General features: G+C 56.7%; 17 protein-coding genes. 13 read left to right on the top strand and 4 right to left on the bottom strand.

The window, feature by feature from the left end; genetic code table 11:
- Positions 1-6: 6 nt before the first annotated feature.
- Positions 7-1,359 carry an ATP-binding protein gene (locus tag DW024_RS04015; protein ID WP_118377034.1) on the bottom strand — a complete coding sequence of 451 codons (1,353 nt, stop codon included), beginning with the start codon at positions 1,357-1,359 and terminating at the stop codon, positions 7-9.
- A 345-nt stretch (positions 1,360-1,704) separates the two neighbouring features.
- Here DW024_RS04015 and rpmH point away from each other — a divergent pair, with 345 nt between their 5' ends.
- From rpmH to DW024_RS03970, 9 genes are all read left to right on the top strand, one after another.
- Entirely contained in the window at positions 1,705-1,839 is a 135-nt protein-coding gene (gene rpmH / locus DW024_RS04010) for a 50S ribosomal protein L34 (protein WP_019127408.1), read from the top strand.
- Positions 1,840-1,859: 20 nt separating this feature from the next.
- Complete coding sequence (gene rnpA, locus DW024_RS04005; protein WP_118377033.1) at positions 1,860-2,198, top strand: ribonuclease P protein component; 339 nt, start codon at positions 1,860-1,862, stop codon at positions 2,196-2,198.
- Positions 2,195-2,419 carry a membrane protein insertion efficiency factor YidD gene (gene yidD, locus DW024_RS04000; RefSeq protein WP_022093804.1) on the top strand — a complete coding sequence of 75 codons (225 nt, stop codon included), beginning with the start codon at positions 2,195-2,197 and terminating at the stop codon, positions 2,417-2,419. Before rnpA ends, yidD begins: the two co-directional genes overlap by 4 nt.
- Positions 2,420-2,448: 29 nt before the next feature.
- Positions 2,449-3,219, top strand: coding sequence for a YidC/Oxa1 family membrane protein insertase (locus tag DW024_RS03995; protein ID WP_055251326.1), 771 nt, complete (start codon positions 2,449-2,451; stop codon positions 3,217-3,219).
- A 44-nt stretch (positions 3,220-3,263) separates the two neighbouring features.
- Positions 3,264-3,833 carry a R3H domain-containing nucleic acid-binding protein gene (locus DW024_RS03990; protein WP_022093802.1) on the top strand — a complete coding sequence of 190 codons (570 nt, stop codon included), beginning with the start codon at positions 3,264-3,266 and terminating at the stop codon, positions 3,831-3,833.
- A 96-nt stretch (positions 3,834-3,929) separates the two neighbouring features.
- The gene (gene rsmG / locus DW024_RS03985) at positions 3,930-4,697 is read left to right on the top strand and encodes a 16S rRNA (guanine(527)-N(7))-methyltransferase RsmG (RefSeq protein WP_233541329.1); all 768 of its coding nucleotides are present in this window, start codon (positions 3,930-3,932) and stop codon (positions 4,695-4,697) included.
- 104 nt (positions 4,698-4,801) lie between these two features.
- Positions 4,802-5,602 carry a ParA family protein gene (locus DW024_RS03980; RefSeq protein WP_117584022.1) on the top strand — a complete coding sequence of 267 codons (801 nt, stop codon included), beginning with the start codon at positions 4,802-4,804 and terminating at the stop codon, positions 5,600-5,602.
- Positions 5,595-6,500 (top strand): ParB/RepB/Spo0J family partition protein, encoded by a 906-nt coding sequence (locus DW024_RS03975; RefSeq protein ID WP_199408909.1) that lies wholly within the window; start codon positions 5,595-5,597, stop codon positions 6,498-6,500. The genes DW024_RS03980 and DW024_RS03975 overlap by 8 nt, the downstream gene beginning before the upstream one ends.
- Entirely contained in the window at positions 6,490-6,744 is a 255-nt protein-coding gene (locus DW024_RS03970) for a hypothetical protein (RefSeq protein WP_099432405.1), read from the top strand. Before DW024_RS03975 ends, DW024_RS03970 begins: the two co-directional genes overlap by 11 nt.
- 198 nt (positions 6,745-6,942) lie before the next feature.
- Here the strand turns inward: DW024_RS03970 and rlmN are convergent, their stop codons facing one another.
- Positions 6,943-7,995, bottom strand: a complete 1,053-nt coding sequence (gene rlmN / locus DW024_RS03965; RefSeq protein WP_117634727.1) for a 23S rRNA (adenine(2503)-C(2))-methyltransferase RlmN — start codon at positions 7,993-7,995, stop codon at positions 6,943-6,945.
- Between the two features lie 85 nt (positions 7,996-8,080).
- Here rlmN and DW024_RS03960 point away from each other — a divergent pair, with 85 nt between their 5' ends.
- Together DW024_RS03960 and DW024_RS03955 are read left to right on the top strand one after the other, a co-directional pair.
- A complete protein-coding gene (locus DW024_RS03960) occupies positions 8,081-9,046 on the top strand; it encodes a D-alanine--D-alanine ligase (protein ID WP_117637917.1) in 966 nt (321 codons plus the stop codon).
- On the top strand, positions 9,040-11,934 hold the full coding sequence (locus DW024_RS03955) for a helicase C-terminal domain-containing protein (protein ID WP_118377031.1): 2,895 nt from the start codon (positions 9,040-9,042) through the stop codon (positions 11,932-11,934). The genes DW024_RS03960 and DW024_RS03955 overlap by 7 nt, the downstream gene beginning before the upstream one ends.
- On the opposite strand, the gene DW024_RS03950 is transcribed toward DW024_RS03955, so the two are convergent.
- Positions 11,931-12,848: a YafY family protein gene (locus DW024_RS03950; protein ID WP_117716220.1), complete on the bottom strand. Its 918-nt coding sequence runs from the start codon at positions 12,846-12,848 to the stop codon at positions 11,931-11,933. The two genes, DW024_RS03955 and DW024_RS03950, sit on opposite strands and share 4 nt — an antisense overlap.
- On the bottom strand, positions 12,835-13,857 hold the full coding sequence (locus DW024_RS03945) for a YafY family protein (RefSeq protein ID WP_118377030.1): 1,023 nt from the start codon (positions 13,855-13,857) through the stop codon (positions 12,835-12,837). Before DW024_RS03945 ends, DW024_RS03950 begins: the two co-directional genes overlap by 14 nt.
- A 198-nt stretch (positions 13,858-14,055) precedes the next feature.
- On the opposite strand from DW024_RS03945, the gene DW024_RS03940 reads away from it, so the two are divergent.
- Both DW024_RS03940 and DW024_RS03935 read left to right on the top strand, forming a co-directional pair.
- Positions 14,056-17,202, top strand: a complete 3,147-nt coding sequence (locus tag DW024_RS03940) for a hypothetical protein (protein WP_117862713.1) — start codon at positions 14,056-14,058, stop codon at positions 17,200-17,202.
- 21 nt (positions 17,203-17,223) lie between these two features.
- Entirely contained in the window at positions 17,224-17,442 is a 219-nt protein-coding gene (locus DW024_RS03935; RefSeq protein WP_022094153.1) for a hypothetical protein, read from the top strand.
- The last annotated feature ends 50 nt before the right edge of the window (positions 17,443-17,492 follow it).

The raw sequence follows: 17,492 nt of genomic DNA, 5'->3' as shown, positions 1-17,492 counted from the left end.
CGTTCTTTAGCTCTGAGCTCGCACGCGAGCGGCGCCGAGTTCGGTCAGATGGTATTTCTGGCCATGCTTGATGACCAAGCCGGCCTGCGCCAAGTCATTGAGCGTGCGTGACCAAGTGGGGGCCGAGTTTCCAAACGCCCTCGCCAGATCGGTAGCACCGCACGCTTGATTTTGTGCCAGATAGCCCAGTGCGGCGTTGCCGCGATCGCTTACGAATACGTCCGGTTGTGGCTGCGCATACTGATTTGCTGCATTAGGATACATCATTTGAGCTGCTGGTTGTTGAGAACCCTGCATCGGCGGCATTTGCTGTTGAAAACTTTGAGGCCACTGTTGGTAAGGCTGCGGGGTCATCTGCTGGGCCCAGGGGTTGTACTGCTGCTGCGGCATCTGCTGGTACGGCTGCTGATATCCCTGCTGGTACTGCTGTGGGAACTGCTGGCCATACCCCAGTGGCGGCATCTGCTGATATGGATATCCCTGTTGGTACGGCTGATAGCCCATTTGCTGGCCGCCCGGTGCCCCCGTCGCCTGCTGCATTGCTGCTGCATCCTGATCCGCCAGCGGCATGGCCTCTGGCGCGTTTGACGGCATCGACATCGATGCCGCCTGGGACTGTTGTGTAGGAAGCATTCCGGGCTGCTGCATCTGTCCCACGGGGCGCTGCATCTGTTGCGTTGCCATGGGCTGCTGCGCAAAAGCTCCCGGCAGGGGATATGTGGGATGCTCCGTCTCGGGCCGCACGGCAGCGCCGCGTCCGCCGGCGCGTTCGATTTCCTGCACGCGTTTAGGGTTCAGGCTTACCGTAACCACGGTGCCGTTGCCCATATTGTCCTCGATGGATACGGCACCGCCGGCGTTTTCCAAATACTCCTGCACCATGGGAAACCCTGCTCCGGTTCCACGGATGTAGCGCTTCATCTTGCTGTTTGCGCTGGTAACGCCAAAGTCGAAAGCGCGCTCCTTGTCGTCGATGCCGGGCCCCTGATCGGCAAAGCGGATGGTGTCTCCGCCGTCCAGAATCGAGATGATGGGCTCGGCAAAGTGCGCGTGGATAAAGTTTTCGACAATCTCGCGGATGACCATGAGCGAGATATGGCCACCTTGTTCTTTCATGCACTGGTAGACGGTGTTGGTCGTCTCTTCCAAATACGTGCGGACATCTTGCGGATCAATGACGATCACACGCGGTGTCGACAGCATGTCGTCATAGACGGCGATGCGCGCGGCGTACATGGCTTTTGGCGCCTGCGTGGTCGTCTGCTCGCCTTCCTTACGCTCTTCGCGCACGCCGGTGATGTGCTCGTTGTCGGGTGCCGGGTCTCCGGAATCGACCATGGTGTAAAAGTCGTCAGACATGCCGCTCGCAATCTTTCAAAAGGTTTCGAACAAATAGTAGCTCACCGTGCAATGTTTCTCATCTTTCGACAACTTTTCAAAACCTGTTGAAAACTTTGGAAAACGGACGAAAAGTTCTCAACATTGCCAACATGACCTGTTGAAAACTCGATGAAATATCGTGAAAAGTTGCCATGCACCGCTAAATCGAGCTCGGCTTATGGGGGAACCGTGTGAACTGCGCAACCTTTTACCTTTGATTTCTTGACATTTGAACATCGATTTCCCTACAATCTTCAAGCTCACGTGTCTATATCTGCGTCCGCGCCCCCGCGGACACTCGAAATGCAGCAGGAGGAACTTAAGATGAAGCGTACGTATCAGCCTAATAAGCGTAAGCGTGCCAAGACCCATGGCTTCCGTGCCCGTATGGCCACTAAGGGTGGTCGTGCCGTGCTCGCCCGTCGTCGTGCCAAGGGCCGCAAGCGTCTCACTGTCTAGCAGCGATACACACATCTCGCATGAAGACTATTAAGTCTCGGCAAGATTTCGAGCATGTGTTCAGTCAGGGGCGTCGTTTTAATCACCCTCTGATTCGAATGACCATATGTGAATCGGTTGGCGAAGGCGACTCCGGAAGGGTCGCCTTCGTTGGTGCTAAACGGATCGGTTGTGCTGTCGTGCGCAACCGTTCTAAGCGTGTGATGCGCGAGGCCGCCCGCAGCTGTGGATTTCCCGTTGCGGGTTATGACATCATCTTGTTCGCAACTCCCAAGACGAGGGTTTCCTCGCCGCAGGAGATGGACAATGCATTGCGTTCGCTTATGAAACGCGCCGGCGTTGCCGGGGAGGAGCGATGAGCAATCACGTTTTGCGACGTGTTGCCATCGCTCCTATTCGCATATATCAACAGGTTATTTCGCCCTTATTGCCTGACGCCTGCATTTATTACCCAACGTGCTCGCAATACGCCGTCCAGGCGATTGAGAAGTACGGTGTTTTGAGAGGCTGCTGGCTTGCCGTGAGGCGCATCGCTCGCTGCAATCCCCTGCACGTCGGCGGTTATGACCCTGTGCCCTAGCGGGCACTCGCTATCGGAGGAAAACTTACATGTGGGATTGGATCGTTAACATCCTTTTCGAGCTGCTCAAGCTCATCCAGACCTTTGCGGTCGACTGGGGCCTGTCCATCATCATCCTGGTGGTCATCATCCGTCTGCTGCTGACGCCGCTTATGCTCAAGTCGACTAAGTCGACGGCACGCATGCAGGTGCTGCAGCCCAAGATGCTCGAGATCCAGGAGCGCTATGCCGACGATCCCCAGCGTCAGGCCGAGGAGATGCAGAAGTTCTACAGCGAGAACAAGTTCAACCCGATGGCTGGTTGTCTGCCGCTGTTGATTCAGATGCCTGTCCTGTTCGCCCTATTTACGCTGCTGCGTAACCTGCCGGACTACTTTAACGATGGCACGTTCTCGTTCTTTAATATTCTGCCCGACCTGACCACCACGCCGAGTGCCTCCTTTGCCGATGGCTTTATGGTCGCGCTGCCTGCGCTGGTCTGCCTGATCCTGTTCGCTGTCCTGACCCTGATTCCGCAGCTCTATATGTCGCGCAACCAGACCGGCCAGCAGGCTCAGAGCATGCGTATGATGGCCGTTGTCATGACGGTCATGATGCTTTGGATGGGCTGGAGCCTTCCCGTTGGTGTTCTGCTGTACTACGACGTCTCGTCTGCTTGGCAGGTTATCCAGCAGATTTTTGTGACGCAGAAGGTCATCGACAAGGCGAAGGCCGATGAGGAGGAGCGTCTTAAGAACGCGCCGCTGCAGGTTGAGGTCACTCGTCGCGAGAAGAAGCCGCGCCCGCACAAGAAGAAGTAGTGGGATATCAATCTTATTTAGGTACCTAACTTTTGGAGTACGTTATGTCTGAAGAGATCATCGAGGATATGCTTGAGGAGGTTGCCCCGCAGGTCGCGGGCGATTATCCCGAGATTGCACAGCGCTACAAGGCCGGTGAAGAGCTGACCGATGAGGAGCTTGACACCATTGCCGATGTTGCGATTTCCATCCTGCGTTCCATCCTTTCGCACTTCGATGCCGCCAACTCTCCTATCGATGAGTATGAGGGCGACGAGGGCGAGCTGATTTTGGATGTAACGGCTCCCGACCTTGCTGTTCTCATTGGCCGTCATGGTCGCACTCTTGATGCCCTTCAGGTTATGTTCTCTTTGCTGGTGAGCCGCAAGCTCGGCTTTAGGTATCCGGTTGTAGTGGACGTTGAGGGATACAAGAGCCGCCGTCAGGACAAGGTTGCCTCCATGGCTCAGTCTGCTGCCGAGCGTGCCATCCGCACTCATAAGAGTGTTTCGCTTCCGCCCATGAATGCCTACGAGCGCCGACTGGTTCACATTGCACTTCGTGGCAATGATGCCGTCGATACTCATTCTGAGGGTTCTGACCCTGATCGCCATGTGGTGATTGTTGCTCGATAATCTACTCGAGCTTATGCTAAGGGGACGTGGTTTCCACGTCCCCTTTTTTTGTCAAAAGTTCTCGATACACTGATTTTTGTCAGAAAGGAGCTTTCGTTGTTAGTACTTACTGATCAGCAAGCTGACGAGATGTTGACTCGTCTAACTTCCTATTGCAAAGAGTATTCCTTAAGCGTATCTGATGTTGAGCTGAGGAAATGTATTCAGCATTTGGATTTGGTTCTGGAAACAAATAAGACAACCAATCTTACCCGTATTCTTAACGTAGAAGATGCTGCAGTACTTCATATCCTCGACTCACTTGTTTTGCTCCCCTATATCAATAAGGCTCCTGAGGGAGCTTTGCTTGATATGGGAACAGGTGCGGGCTTCCCTGGTATTCCATTAACCATAACCACACATCGTAAAGCTACTTATATTGACTCTGTTGGTAAGAAGGTTGATGCTGTCAATTCGTTTGTTCATGCTCTTGGATTGAAACATGCTCATGCGGTTCATGATCGCCTTGAAGAATATGCTCGAAGCCATAAGAAGCAGTTCTCTGTTGTAACTGCCCGTGCACTGGCTCCTCTACCGATTCTTGTTGAGTATGCGGCTCCGTTCCTCAAAGATGGAGGGCTATTTGTTATCACCAAGGGTAATCCTTCGGATGAAGAGCTTGCTTCCGGCATGTCAGCAGCTAAGATTTGCGGCTTCACTTTGCTTCTGAATGACGCAATCGATTTGCCTGAGGGCTTGGGCCACAGGGAGTTCATTGTTCTTAAGAAGAGTCATCCAGCATCCGTTTCATTGCCTCGTGCAAATGGCATGGCAAAGAAGAATCCGCTTGCCTATATGTTTCACGTGAAACATAATGGATACTAACAACATGCAGTGTTTCACGTGAAACATGGCGGTTGATATCGAATCGGAATGTTTCACGTGAAACATCCTCCGTTTGACAGCTTTAATACACACCAGGAGGGACCGTGGGATTTCGCGACGTTAAGCGTTCTAAGAGCGCAAAAGACACGCGTATCATTGCAATCATCAATCAAAAAGGCGGCGTCGGTAAGTCAACGACGGCTGTGAACCTTGCAGCAGCACTGGGTGAGCAGGGTCGTAAGACACTGATTGTCGATTTTGATCCGCAGGGAAACAGCACCAGTGGATTTGGAATTGAAAAAGAAGACCTTGATCGCTGCATCTATGATGCATTGTTGAATGATGTGCCGGCAGAATCGCTTGTTCTTGATACAAATTGCAAAAAGGTATTCGTAATTCCAGCTACGATTCAGCTTGCAGGTGCCGAAATTGAGCTCGTAAGCGCAATTGCTCGTGAAACCCGCCTCAAAGATTTGCTTGAGCCGATTCAGGACGAGTTCGATTTTATTTTCATTGACTGTCCTCCTTCACTCGGCCTGCTTACTATCAATGCCTTGACCGCAGCAGACAGCGTTTTGATTCCGATCCAGTGCGAGTACTACGCACTCGAGGGCGTTACGAAGCTGCTAGAGTCAATGAAGATGGTCAAATCACGTCTGAACAAGGGCTTAGACACCTATGGTGTGCTTATGACCATGTATGACTCGCGTACTTCTCTATCGAATCAGGTTGTTGAGGAGGTTCAATCGTACTTTGGTGATAAGGCATTTAAGACGCTAATCCCCCGTACGGTTAAAATCTCCGAAGCTCCGTCTTTTGGAGAACCGGTAATTACCTATGCACCTCAAAATAAGGGTGCAAAAGCGTATATGAACCTTGCAAAAGAGGTGATCAAGCGTGCCTAGTGTAAAGAAACGTGGCGGATTGGGACGTGGACTCAATGCTTTGGTCTCAGAGGCCGAGTATGAGACCGGTGGTTCTGCTGTATCTGCTTCAAATGCCGCATCTGTAACAAAACTACCTATTGAGGATATCGTTCCCAACCCTAATCAACCGCGAATTCATTTTAATGAAACTGAACTTCGCGAGTTGAGCGAGTCAATCCAAGAGCATGGCGTTTTGCAGCCGCTCTTGGTTCGCAAGCATGGAAACGGCTATGAGATCATCGCTGGTGAGCGTCGGTATCAGGCATCAAAGCTTGCTGGTCTTGAGGAACTGCCTGTCATCATTAAAGATGTTAATGATGAAGAGATGCTGGCTCTTGCTCTTATCGAAAACCTTCAGCGTTCTGATCTGAATCCCGTCGAAGAGGCTAAGGGCTATCGCCAGCTTATCGATGCCAGCGGTATGACCCAGGAGGCATTGTCGAAAGCAGTAAGCAAGTCACGCTCTGCAATTACAAACTCGCTGCGCCTTCTCGATCTCCCCGAAGTAGTTCAGCAGATGATTTTTGAGGGTAAACTTACTGCTGGACATGCACGTGCGATTCTTGCAGTTCCCTATGAGGACGCGCGAATTCGACTTGCAGAGAAGGTTGTTGCGGAGGGCCTTTCCGTAAGAGCGACAGAAAATCTTGCTCCATTGTTTTCTGCCGGAGAGACAACTAAGACGCCACGGCCTGCAACGCCTCAGTCTTTTAAAAAGGCTGCGCGTGTACTTCGTCAGGTATTTAATACCAACGTTCGTGTGAAGAGCTCGCGTGGAAAGAATAAGATTGAGATTGAGTTTAAAGACGAGGAAGAGCTCTCTCGTATTCTTGGTGAAATGATTCAGTTTGATCAAGGAGGCCAAGATGAGGAATAAGATTTTTACTGCGATTGCATTGGCGACGACTGTCGCGGCTGGTGCCTTTGCTGGCTATAAGATCGCGACAGACGATGAACTTCGAGGTCGTTTGCTTCGTGGCGCGCAAGATATCGTTGATACGTCAAAGAAGAAAATGGATGTTATGACAGAAGATGTTGCCATGCGCACTGCTCAGGTAACGAAAAATCCTAAGATTAATCAAGGTTGGGTTAGCAACCAATGGGAAAATGTAGGCTATTAGGTACCTAACAATTACCCTGCATATTTTAAGGGGCCCTTGTCTGATTCATGAGACAAGGGCCCCTTATTTTGTCCGTAAATAATGGGAAAGGTAGCAGCTGGTCCAAAATTGATGTCAATAATGAAACGGCCCCGGTTGCATATCCTGCAACCGGGGCCGTTCGATGTTTCACATGAAACGTTTTGGAGTAAGACTCCCCTATGCGTTCTTCTGAACTTTGAAGCGCTGTTTCAGCTGTCCGCAAGCGGCGTCAATATCGTTACCACGGGAGTTACGAATCGTGGTCTCGATGCCACGGGACTCAAGACGACGCTGAAGATCCTCAACCTTATGAATCGGCGACGGCTTGAGCGGGCTGCCCTCGATGTCGTTTAGTTGAATCAGGTTAACGTGGCACAGCGTTCCCTCGCAGAAGTCGCAGAGTGCCTGCATCTCGGGATTCGTATCGTTGACGCCTTCGATCATGGCATACTCATAGGTCGGGCGGCGGCCAGTCTTCTCGGTGTAGAGCTGAAGCGCTTCGTGAAGGCGAAGCAGCGTGTACTTCTTAACACCGGGCATGAGCTTATTGCGCGTCGACTGGATGGCGGAATGCAGGGAAACGGCAAGCGTGAACTGCTCGGGGATGTCGGCAAATTTGCGAATACCGGGAATAACGCCGCTGGTAGAGACGGTGAGGTGACGAGCGCCGATACCGATACCATCGGGGTCGTTGAGGATACGCAATGCCTTGAGAACCTCGTCGTAGTTGGCAAACGGCTCGCCCTGGCCCATGAAGACAACGCTTGTGGCACGCTCGCCAAAGTCGTTGGATACATGAAGCACCTGGTCGACGATCTCTTGAGCGGTCAGAGAGCGCTTGAGGCCGTTGAGACCGGTAGCGCAAAAGGCGCAGCCCATGCCGCAGCCTGCCTGGGTGGAAACGCAGACGGAAAGTTTGTTACGACGGGGCATGCCGACAGTCTCGACGGAAATGCCATCGTGGTACTCGAGCAGATACTTGCGCGAGCCATCTTTGGAAACCTGCTTGGTGAGTTCAGTCGGCGTATCAAAGGCAAAAGCCTCTTTAAGCTGCTCACGGAAAGCCTTGGGAAGGTTGGTCATATCGTCAAACGAACAAACGTTCTTCTCAAAGACCCATTCGATGAGCTGCTTCGCGCGGAAGGCGGGCTGGCCAAGTTCGGCCACGAGCTCGCGAATATCGTTTTGGCTCAAGTCGCGAATGTCCTGAGATTTAGTCTTGGGATTCATGGAAGCCTTTCGATTTTGGGGAAACGTAGAGGGTATCGCTACAATATGGTATCAGCTGCAGAAATTATAGAGGAGGAGTCTGCCCATGCCGGGTAAAAGCCTAGAGAACATGCACGTAGCGGTCTTGGCGGGCGGTCATTCCGCCGAGCGCGAGATCTCGCTCGATTCGGGAAAGAACGTTGTGGTGGCACTGAAGGAAGCCGGCTACACCTCGGTGGAGCTGCTTGACACGGCCGCTGATGACTTTATGGTAACCATGGCGACCGGCGGATTCGATGTGGCATTTATCGCCATGCACGGCGCCGGCGGTGAGGATGGCGCCATGCAGGGTGCCATGGAGACCCTGGGTATCCCCTACACGGCCTCGGGCGTACTTGCCAGCGCCTGCGGTGCCGACAAGGAGGTCTCTAAGCTCCTATACGCCAAGGCGGGCATTCCCATTGCCCCCGGCCTTGCGCTCGAGGTGGGCGATGAAGTCGATATCGATCATATCGTCGAGGTTTGTGGCGAGCGCTGCTTTGTGAAGCCGGCCGTCAACGGTTCCAGCTATGGCATTTCCCTGGTCCATGAGCCCTCCGAGCTGCCCGCGGCAATCGCCAAGGCGTTTGAGTACGGCGACAAAGTGCTGGTCGAGAAGTGCATCGAGGGTACCGAGATCACCGTCGGCGTATACGGCGAAGATGACGTACGCGCCCTGCCGATTGTCGAGATTCGTAAGCCCGAGGACTGCGAGTTCTACGATCTGGACGTGAAGTATGTCGACCCTACGGATATCCATCGCATTCCGGCGCAGATTTCACCCGAGAATTACGCTCGCGCTCAGGAACTTGCCTGTGCCGCTCACAAGGCCCTCGGTTGCCTGGGTATCTCGCGCAGCGACTTTATTGTGAGCGAGGACGGCCCCGTTATCCTCGAGACCAATACCATTCCCGGCATGACCGATACGTCGCTGTATCCAGATGAGATCCGCCACACCGACGACATGACGTTCCCGCAGGTCTGTGACAGCCTGATCCGTATGGGCCTTCGTCGAGCGGGCATTGCATGCTAATCGAGGACGCGGTTTCGTCAGGAACGCCGCAGTTTGTCATCGACTCCTATGCCACGCTTGCCGACCGCGCCAAAACGCAGTCCTTCGGTCTTATCGAGGAAGATGTGATTGTCCTCGATACCGAGACCACGGGTCTTTCGGTGCAGGACAATGAGCTGATCGAGATCTCGGCGGCCCGTCTTTCGGGCCGCGAGATCGTCGACCGCTTCGATACCTTCGTGCATCCCAAGCAGCTGATTCCCGCCGAGATTACCGAGCTCACGAGCATTACAAATGCCGATGTGGCAGATGCCCCGTCGGCCGTTGAGGCCGTCGCCGCTCTCGCCGATTTTGTCGGTGGTTGCCCGGTGATCGCACATAACGCCACGTTCGACCGCTCGTTTATCGAGTCTGTCAAAGGCGGCGTCAATGTGAGCGATATTTGGATCGATTCGTTGGCGCTGTCGCGCATCGCGCTTCCGCGCCTGGCCTCGCACAAGCTGTCTTTTATGGCCGATCTGTTTGGCTGCGACTCGGTATCACACCGTGCCAATGCCGACGTCGACGCCCTGTGTGGCGTATGGCGCGTGTTGCTCGTGGCGCTCACCGACTTGCCCCAGGGCCTCATGGCGCGCCTAGCCGACATGCATCCGGACGTGCCTTGGTCCTATCGTCCTATCTTCTCATTCTTGGCAGGGCAGAACCCTGGTTCTATCTTCTCTCTCAGCGCCGCTCGTGCTGACGTTCTCAAGGCCGATCGCGCCGACGATCGGGTGGACGCCGATGAACTGCCGGTTCTCAAGATGCCGAGTCGTGAGGAGATTGAGGCAGACTATGCGCCAGGTGGCCTAGTCAATCGCATGTATCCCACCTACGAGTCGCGTGATGAGCAGATCGCGATGGCGCTCGAGGTCCGCGATGCGCTGGTCACGGGCACTCATCGAGTAATTGAGGCAGGCACAGGCGTCGGCAAATCGATGGCCTATCTGGTGCCTTTTGCCGAGGCAGCGCGCCGTAACAACATCACGGTTGGTATTGCGACCAAATCGAACAATCTTGCCGACCAGCTCATGTACCATGAGCTGCCAAAACTTGCCGAGCAACTGGACGGTGGTCTGTCATTTTGCGCGCTCAAGGGGTATGACCACTATCCGTGCCTGCGCAAGCTTGAGCGCATGAGCCGCGGCCAGGTCGAGATTACCACCAAGCGCGATCCGGCGGACACGCTCACGGCGGTCGCGGTCATTATGGCGTACGTCTGCCAATCAGCCGATGGCGACCTCGACTCGCTCGGCATTCGGTGGCGCAGCGTCAACCGTCCCGACTTTACGACGGCCTCGCGCGAGTGTGCTCGTCGCCTCTGCCCGTTTTTCCCTGATAAATGTTTGGTCCACGGCGCTCGCCGTCGTGCGGCGCATGCCGATGTGGTGGTCACCAACCATTCCCTGCTGTTCCGCAACGTCGCGGCCGAGGGCAGGATTTTGCCGCCGATTCGTCATTGGGTAATCGACGAGGCCCATTCCATCGAGTGCGAGGCGCGCCGTCAGTGGGCGCGTGTGGTGTCGGCGGACGAATCACGCGTTCTGTTTGAGCGTCTGGGTGGCTCGAGCACCGGCGCGCTAAGCCAGGTTTCCCGTGATTTGGCAACCTCCGAGGGCTCTACGCTCTATCTGGGCCTTACCGCCAAGGCGACGTCGACGGTTGCGCGCGCGAGCATGGCGATCGCCGGCGTGTTCGATGGCGTTCGCGAGCTCGGTCGCCGTGCCCGTGGGGGCTATGACAATGCCAATCTATGGATTGGCCCCGAGCTGCGCGAATCTGACGACTGGCATGATTTCTTACAGTCGGCCTACACTGGCATCGACGCATTGGAACAAGCTGACAAGAGCGTCGACGCGCTGGTGCAAGCCGTCGCCGCCGACAAGCCAGAGGTTGTTGTCGACCTGGGTGATATCTCGCGCCGCCTGCACGAGCTGGCCGAGAACCTAAAACTCATCATTGATGGTACCGATGAACACTACGTGTATTCGCTGCAGGTCAATCGCAGGCTGCGTGCCGGCGGAGAGTCAATGACCGCAGAGCGCATCGACATTGGCGAGGCCTTGGCAACCGAGTGGCTGCCCGAGGTTCACACGGCTATCTTTGCCTCGGCGACCATGACGGTGTCCAAAAGCTTTGAGCACTTTAACCATGCGGTCGGCCTTGATCGCATCGGTGCTTCAACGTCGTCATCGCTGCACTTGGATTCGAGCTACGACTTCGATTCGAACATGGCTGTAGTCGTTGCGGGCGATATCCCCGATCCGCGCGATCGTGAGAGCTATCTTACGGCGCTCGAGCGCGTACTGGTCGACGCCCATCTTGCCATGGGCGGATCGGTGCTCACGTTGTTCACCAATCGGCGCGACATGGAGGACCTATACGCCCGCGTTGAGCCCAAGATGGCCCGTGCGGGTCTGGAGCTCAACTGCCAGCAGCGCAACTCATCTCCTCGTCGCCTGCGCGACCGGTTTATCAACGAACCGACCTCGTCGCTTTTTGCGCTCAAGGCCTTCTGGGAGGGGTTTGATGCCAGCGGCGAGACGCTGCGCTGCGTCATCATTCCCAAGTTGCCGTTCTCGAGCCCCACGGACCCGCTCTCGTGCGAGCGCAACCTGCGCGAAGACCGCGCATGGGCGCGCTATTCGCTGCCCGAGGCGGTGCTCGAGGTTAAGCAGGCCGCGGGGCGTTTGATTCGCTCGTCGACCGATAGCGGTGTGCTGATCTTGGCGGATCCTCGCCTGGTGACGAAGGGCTATGGCAAGAAGTTCTTAACGTCGCTGCCCACGAGCTCCTACCAGCGCATCGAATCGGCGCAGATCGGGCACTATCTACAGCTGTGGCGTGCACGCCACGAGCGGCGGCGCTAAAGCGGACAGACGAGGGTTTTTGCCATATCGCACAGACGCTTTGACAGGGCGGGGTCATCCAAGATGCGGATGGCTCCGCCCGCTGCGATTATCTGGCTCAGCAGCCAACGCTCGGAGCCGTAATGTACGGTTACCGTTGCCATGTCTGTCCCGCTGCGTTCGATAAGGGTGATGCCGGCCCAGTCCAGATGCTCCGCCATATCGAATGGCATCAAGAGCTTTGCGCTACGCTGCGTCCGGGCAAGGGAATCGTGGAGGGATGCAACGTCCGGTGCGTGAGGCACGACGGAGTCTTCCGTCAAGGCGAGTCCCTCGATTTTATCCATGCGATAGGTGCGCTGCTCATCGACCGCGATGTCCCAGGCAATCAGATATGTTTGGTCGCCGTTTGCTGTAATGCGCAAGGGGTCGACCAGACGCTCGCGTGGCCGCGCATCGTCCATCGAGCGATACGAGATACGACAGCGAACGCCGTCCTGAATGGCGCAGCTCAGCTGCTGCCAGTGCGACCCGTGGTTGACGGTGTCAAAGACGTGCTGGTTATAGCCGAGCTCTTCGGGTAGAAGAGCATGTCGAATTCGAGCCGCCGCCTGGGGCTCGATCCCCAACGATTCAAGTTCGTGGTTGAGCACAGCGCCCTCGGCGGCACTCAGGCGCAGCGGTAGTACACGCCCGGCGTCACCGGTGAGGACCACGCGCTCGCCGTGGCATTCGCAGATGATACGCGCACCCGATTCTCGGTCCGCGAGCGTCGAGACGATCTCGAGAATCTCGTCGAGCGACGCCCCCGTGATGTCAAAGCGACTGCAAATCTCGGTTCGTGTCATGCCGCTCTCGCCGGCGGCGTAGAGGGCCTCCATGATGTCGATGGCGCGCGAGAGCCTCTGCTCGCTGGTGAGTTTACGCACGGGCATGCTCGTGCACCGTCCTTTCAATGAGGTGGTTCCACGCCTGCTTGAGCGATTTGGGGGCCATGGGCCTCATGCCGTCCATGGCGTGGGCCATGCAAAATGAGGCGGCGGCTTCAAGATCGCGCACGTCAACGGTCCAAGTCCATCCCGAATCGGTGTGTGCGAGCTCACCTCGCCCGCGCGTGAGGCCGTTGATCATATCGATCTGCGTCTGCGGGGCGAACGAGAACGTAGCCGCAACGGGCGGGCGGTCGGCAAAATCGAATTCAAAGAACAGGTAGTCGTTGAGATTGAAGTCTGCAGGGATGGCGTAGGCCTTCGAAGGACGCCAAGCGCGAACGATACGGTCGCAGCGGAATGTCCTGATGTCGTCGGTGGCATTGTCGAGGCCGCAGAAGTACGCAACGCCCTCGCGCTCGAACATGCCGTAGACGCAGACGGTACGCTCTTTCTGCTCACCGCGTCCGTTCTGATATAAAAATCGCAGCGCGCATCGCTCGGCAAAGGCGCTCCATACCGCATCGACGGTGGGAGAGCGGCGGATCGGTGCTTCGTCCGCCGTCGTCCTGCCGGTGAGGTAGGCAATCTTGGAACGAATATCGGCAAGCGGCGCGGCAAAAGTGGATGAGCCGGCCGCTATTGTCTGGTCGATAGCGTTGAGCAGGATATCGGCGTCGTCTGCGGTGATGAGGCCGCCTGCCGCAAACGTGTGCTCGCGGTCGATTGTCCATGAGCTTTCCTCGGTCTCCTGCGCGCCGGCGGGGCGAACCTCCTTGATTAAGATGCCGCGTTCGAGCAGTTTGTCACGATCGCGCCGAAACTTGCGCTTATCCGAGTCGATATTGCCCGAGCCATATCCCAGGTCAGAATCCAAGACGATCTGCTCGGTCGTCAGCGGTTCGGGGGAGCTGTTGAGCACAAAGAAAAGATTGAGGATGCGCTGAGTCGTTTTATCGAAACTGGGCTCCGAATTCCCCTTTTTAATTGTCGCGGTCGCGTCGCTTGCCGTCATAGAGTCCTCGCATGAGAAGGTGGTTTGCTGCCATGATTTTAGTCCGATATGGAGATTAGGCTATATCCTTGTCCGCTCGGGGCGTTAAGATGGCCCGAATTCGGTCGTTTGCGCTCGCTCGGGGTATACTTTCGACTATATACGGTTCTAATGTGCATGCATTGGGCCTATTTGTCGGATTATGGATGTGGAGCGCACATGGCGAACACCCAGAACTATATTAACCACCTGCTGCAGAACACCGGCATCACGCCGGCATGCAGCGAAGAAGAGCGCTTGGCTGCCGAGGATATCGCTCAGATCTTCCGCAACCACGGCTTTGATCCCGAGGTTCAGGAGTTCAATGCCCCGGCGCCCAGCAGGTTGGCATTTGCCGTTACCGGTATTCTTGCGTTTGCTGGCGCCCTGCTGATGGGCATCGGTGGCGGCATCGGCTTGGTCGGCACCTTGCTGGCCATTGTCGGCGCCGTTCTTTACGTGCTCGAGCGCACGGGCCACCCCGTGGTTTCGCGCCTGGGCAAGACGGGCGTGAGCCAAAATGTCATCGCCTACCACAAGGCCTCGGGCCCGCTCGCGTCTCCGCGCAACCGCCCGGTGGTCGTTGTCGCACACTACGACTCTCCCCGTGCTGAGCTGCTCGCCCGCGAGCCCTATGCTTCGTATCGTGCGCTCATCGCCAAGCTGTTGCCCGTTGCCACGGTTGCCCCTGCTGCCGTTGCCATCTTGCGTATCCTGCCGCTCCCCGGCGCGCTCAAGGTTCTGCTGTGGATTGTCGCGATCCTCGCTTCCCTCGTTGCGCTCGCCAACGCGGCAAACATCATTTCTAACCGTTTTGTGCTTCCCTATACGTCCGGCGCAGTGTGCAACAAGTCTTCTGTCGCCGCTATGCTCGGCGTTATGGACAACGTTGCTCCCTTCCAGGGCGAAAACGAGTTTCCCGACGATGTTCCGTTCGATACCTATTTTGGGGAGCAGAAGCGTCGTGCCGAGGAGATGGCGCGCGCAGCAGCGGAGTATGCCGCGGCCCAACAGCAAAACGACTACGGCAACACCATCGAGTATGAAGAGCCTACCTACGCCGAGGACGAGTTCGGTCAGCCGATTGCTCCCGACGCTCAGACCGAGCCCGAACAGGGCGAGGCTTTCGACGAGCAGATCGAGGGCTTTGAGGGTGCGTCTGCCGACGAGACGCTGATTGGCGCCATCGTGCCCGAGGATCAGAATCAGGCTGTCCAGGCCGAAGAGTTCAATGACGAGGTTCCCACTGCCGAGCCGGCGGAGGAGCCTGTCGCGGCCGAGCCCGAGCCCAGGCTCTATCGCAATGCCGCCGGCAACATCCGCTTTGGTTCGGATGCCATCCGTGCACTCGGAATGCTTCCCGAGTCCTGCACGCTCGATTACGAGGAAGGCGAGGAGCCGACGTTTGAGCCCGAGCCTGCCCCCGTCGTGACTGCATCTGCGCCCGTTGTCGCCGTGGATGATGAGTCTGCCGCGGTTGCCGCTGCCGTTGCCGAGCCCGAGGCGGTGTCCGCGATCGATCCCGCGGCAGGACTGGACATTTTGGCTCCCGCCGCGCCGGCGCAAGACGTTAGGGACGAGCCTGACGACGATTACGCTGAACAGCCGAGGCGCGTGTCTTACGAGAGCGATACTGATTTCTCGGCCGAGATTCCCGCGGCAACGCCCCATGCCGATATTGCATCCGCGTTCTCTTCGATTGGCGCCAGCGCTTCCAACTTCTTTAAGGGTGCGCTTGCAAAGGGCAGGAAATTTGTCGACGATTTCGAGGGGAAGCGCGTTGCCGCACGCGAGGCTGCCGAGCAGGAGGCTATCGCTCAGCAGCAGGCAGCCGAGGCGGCACGTGAGCGCGCGGCGCAAGAGTTCGAGCAGAACGAGGCTATGCAGTCCGTGCCTGTCGACGCCGCCGAAGCTACAACGTCCTTTGAGGCTCAGCAGCACGTCGATAGCACCATGTCGTTTGATGCCGCGCAGTTCGATTCCACGATAACGTTTGAAAAGCAAGGCACCGCGATTGCCGAGCCCCTTCCTGTTTCCGATGAGCAGGGCGACGCGGCAGACGATGACGAGCCTATTGATGCTGCCGAAATCCAAGATGCCGCCGGGCACGAGCCCGTCGAGGTCAACTGTGACGAAGAGCAATACGCGGCAGCCGATCAAGGTGATTCGACCGAGGTCGAGCAGGAGGAAGTGCCTGCGGTTTCCGAGGCTCCCGAGACAGATGAGTCGAGGCCTTACTCCACGCAGATTTTCACCATGCCGACCCCGAGTGGTTCCGGTGCCACGGTTGCCGATGTTGCTCCCACCCAGGACGAAACGGTCGATTCCCTTATGGCCCAGATTTCCTCCCAGGCATCACCGCGTCCGCAGGTGAATGTTCCCGATCCGGCGTCGGCTCCGTCGCCTGCACCTTCCTCGTCTCCGCTGGCTTCGGTCCCCGATCCGTCGCTGCCGTCGATGAAGCAGGCAAACGTTGCGTCTCGCACGTCGCTGTTCGACCTTCCCGACCCCTCCGCACAGGTCAACGACCCCTTTGCTACCGCTCAGGGTCCCGAACCAACATCGGCACCCGTTGCGCCTCCTAGGCCCGTTGCGTCGGGCGCTCAGCCGATCGAGACCATTTCGGCTCCCGCCCCGGCGACGCCCAAGTCTCGCAAGCGCGGCCTGGGCGGCCTGTTCGGTCGTAAAAAGAAAAACGAACAGGACAGCATGAGTGATTGGCTGGGCGTCGAAGACGATTACGATGCCAAGAAGTCCGGTCGCGGCATCGGTTCGTGGGATAATTTCGAGGACGATAACGATGGCTGGAAGGGCGGCGCTACGTCTTCCGACGGCGCTTCTTCCGAAGATATGCTCTCGGCTGTCGCCTCTATGGGCGACGATGAGCTGCTCGGTCACGATATCTGGTTTGTGGCAACGGGCGCCTCGGATTGTGATGGCGCCGGTATGAAGGCCTTCTTGGCTTCGCATCGCGATAAGCTCCGCGGCGTCTTCTTCATCAATCTTGAATCCGTCGGCGCCGGTAGGCTTTCGGTGGTGACGGTTGAGGGCGAACAGCAGCTGCTCAAGGGCGATCGCCGCATCATGAACCTGGTCAGCAAGGTGTGCAAGTCGTTCCATGTCGATTGTGGCGCGCTCGAGATGCCCTATGCCAAGACCGATGCCTACGCCGCCCTCGAGGCGAGCCGCCGAGCCCTCACCATCGCCGGCGTGGACGGCACGCGTCTGGCTTGCGCTCGTACCGAGGACGACCTGCCCCACAATGTCAACCCGACGAACATTGCCACGGTATCCGAGGTCGTGACCGAGGTTATCCGCCGTTCGTAGACGGAGCTCTAAGGAGTCAACGTGTTTTCGTATATTAAGCGCCATTGGCCTGTCTACGTGATTTTGACCTTGATTGCCATTGCGTTAGGGTTTGGAGCTGCCTACATCGTGGGCGCGAAGGGCTCGACCCCCGCCTCCGCAATCAGCGAAGAGGTGGAGCAAGAACAGAGCACGGGTGCCGATGGGATTCCTGAGTCCGAGCAAGCAATCGTTGATGGTGGATCTTCGTCTGCAGAGTAGATGCGGCGATTTAAATGATTGAAAGCGGGCGAGCCGGGGGACTGGCTCGC

Source organism: Collinsella sp. AF37-9, from assembly GCF_003475115.1.
Lineage (GTDB): Bacteria > Actinomycetota > Coriobacteriia > Coriobacteriales > Coriobacteriaceae > Collinsella.
This window is presented reverse-complemented; position numbering and strand designations above follow the sequence as displayed.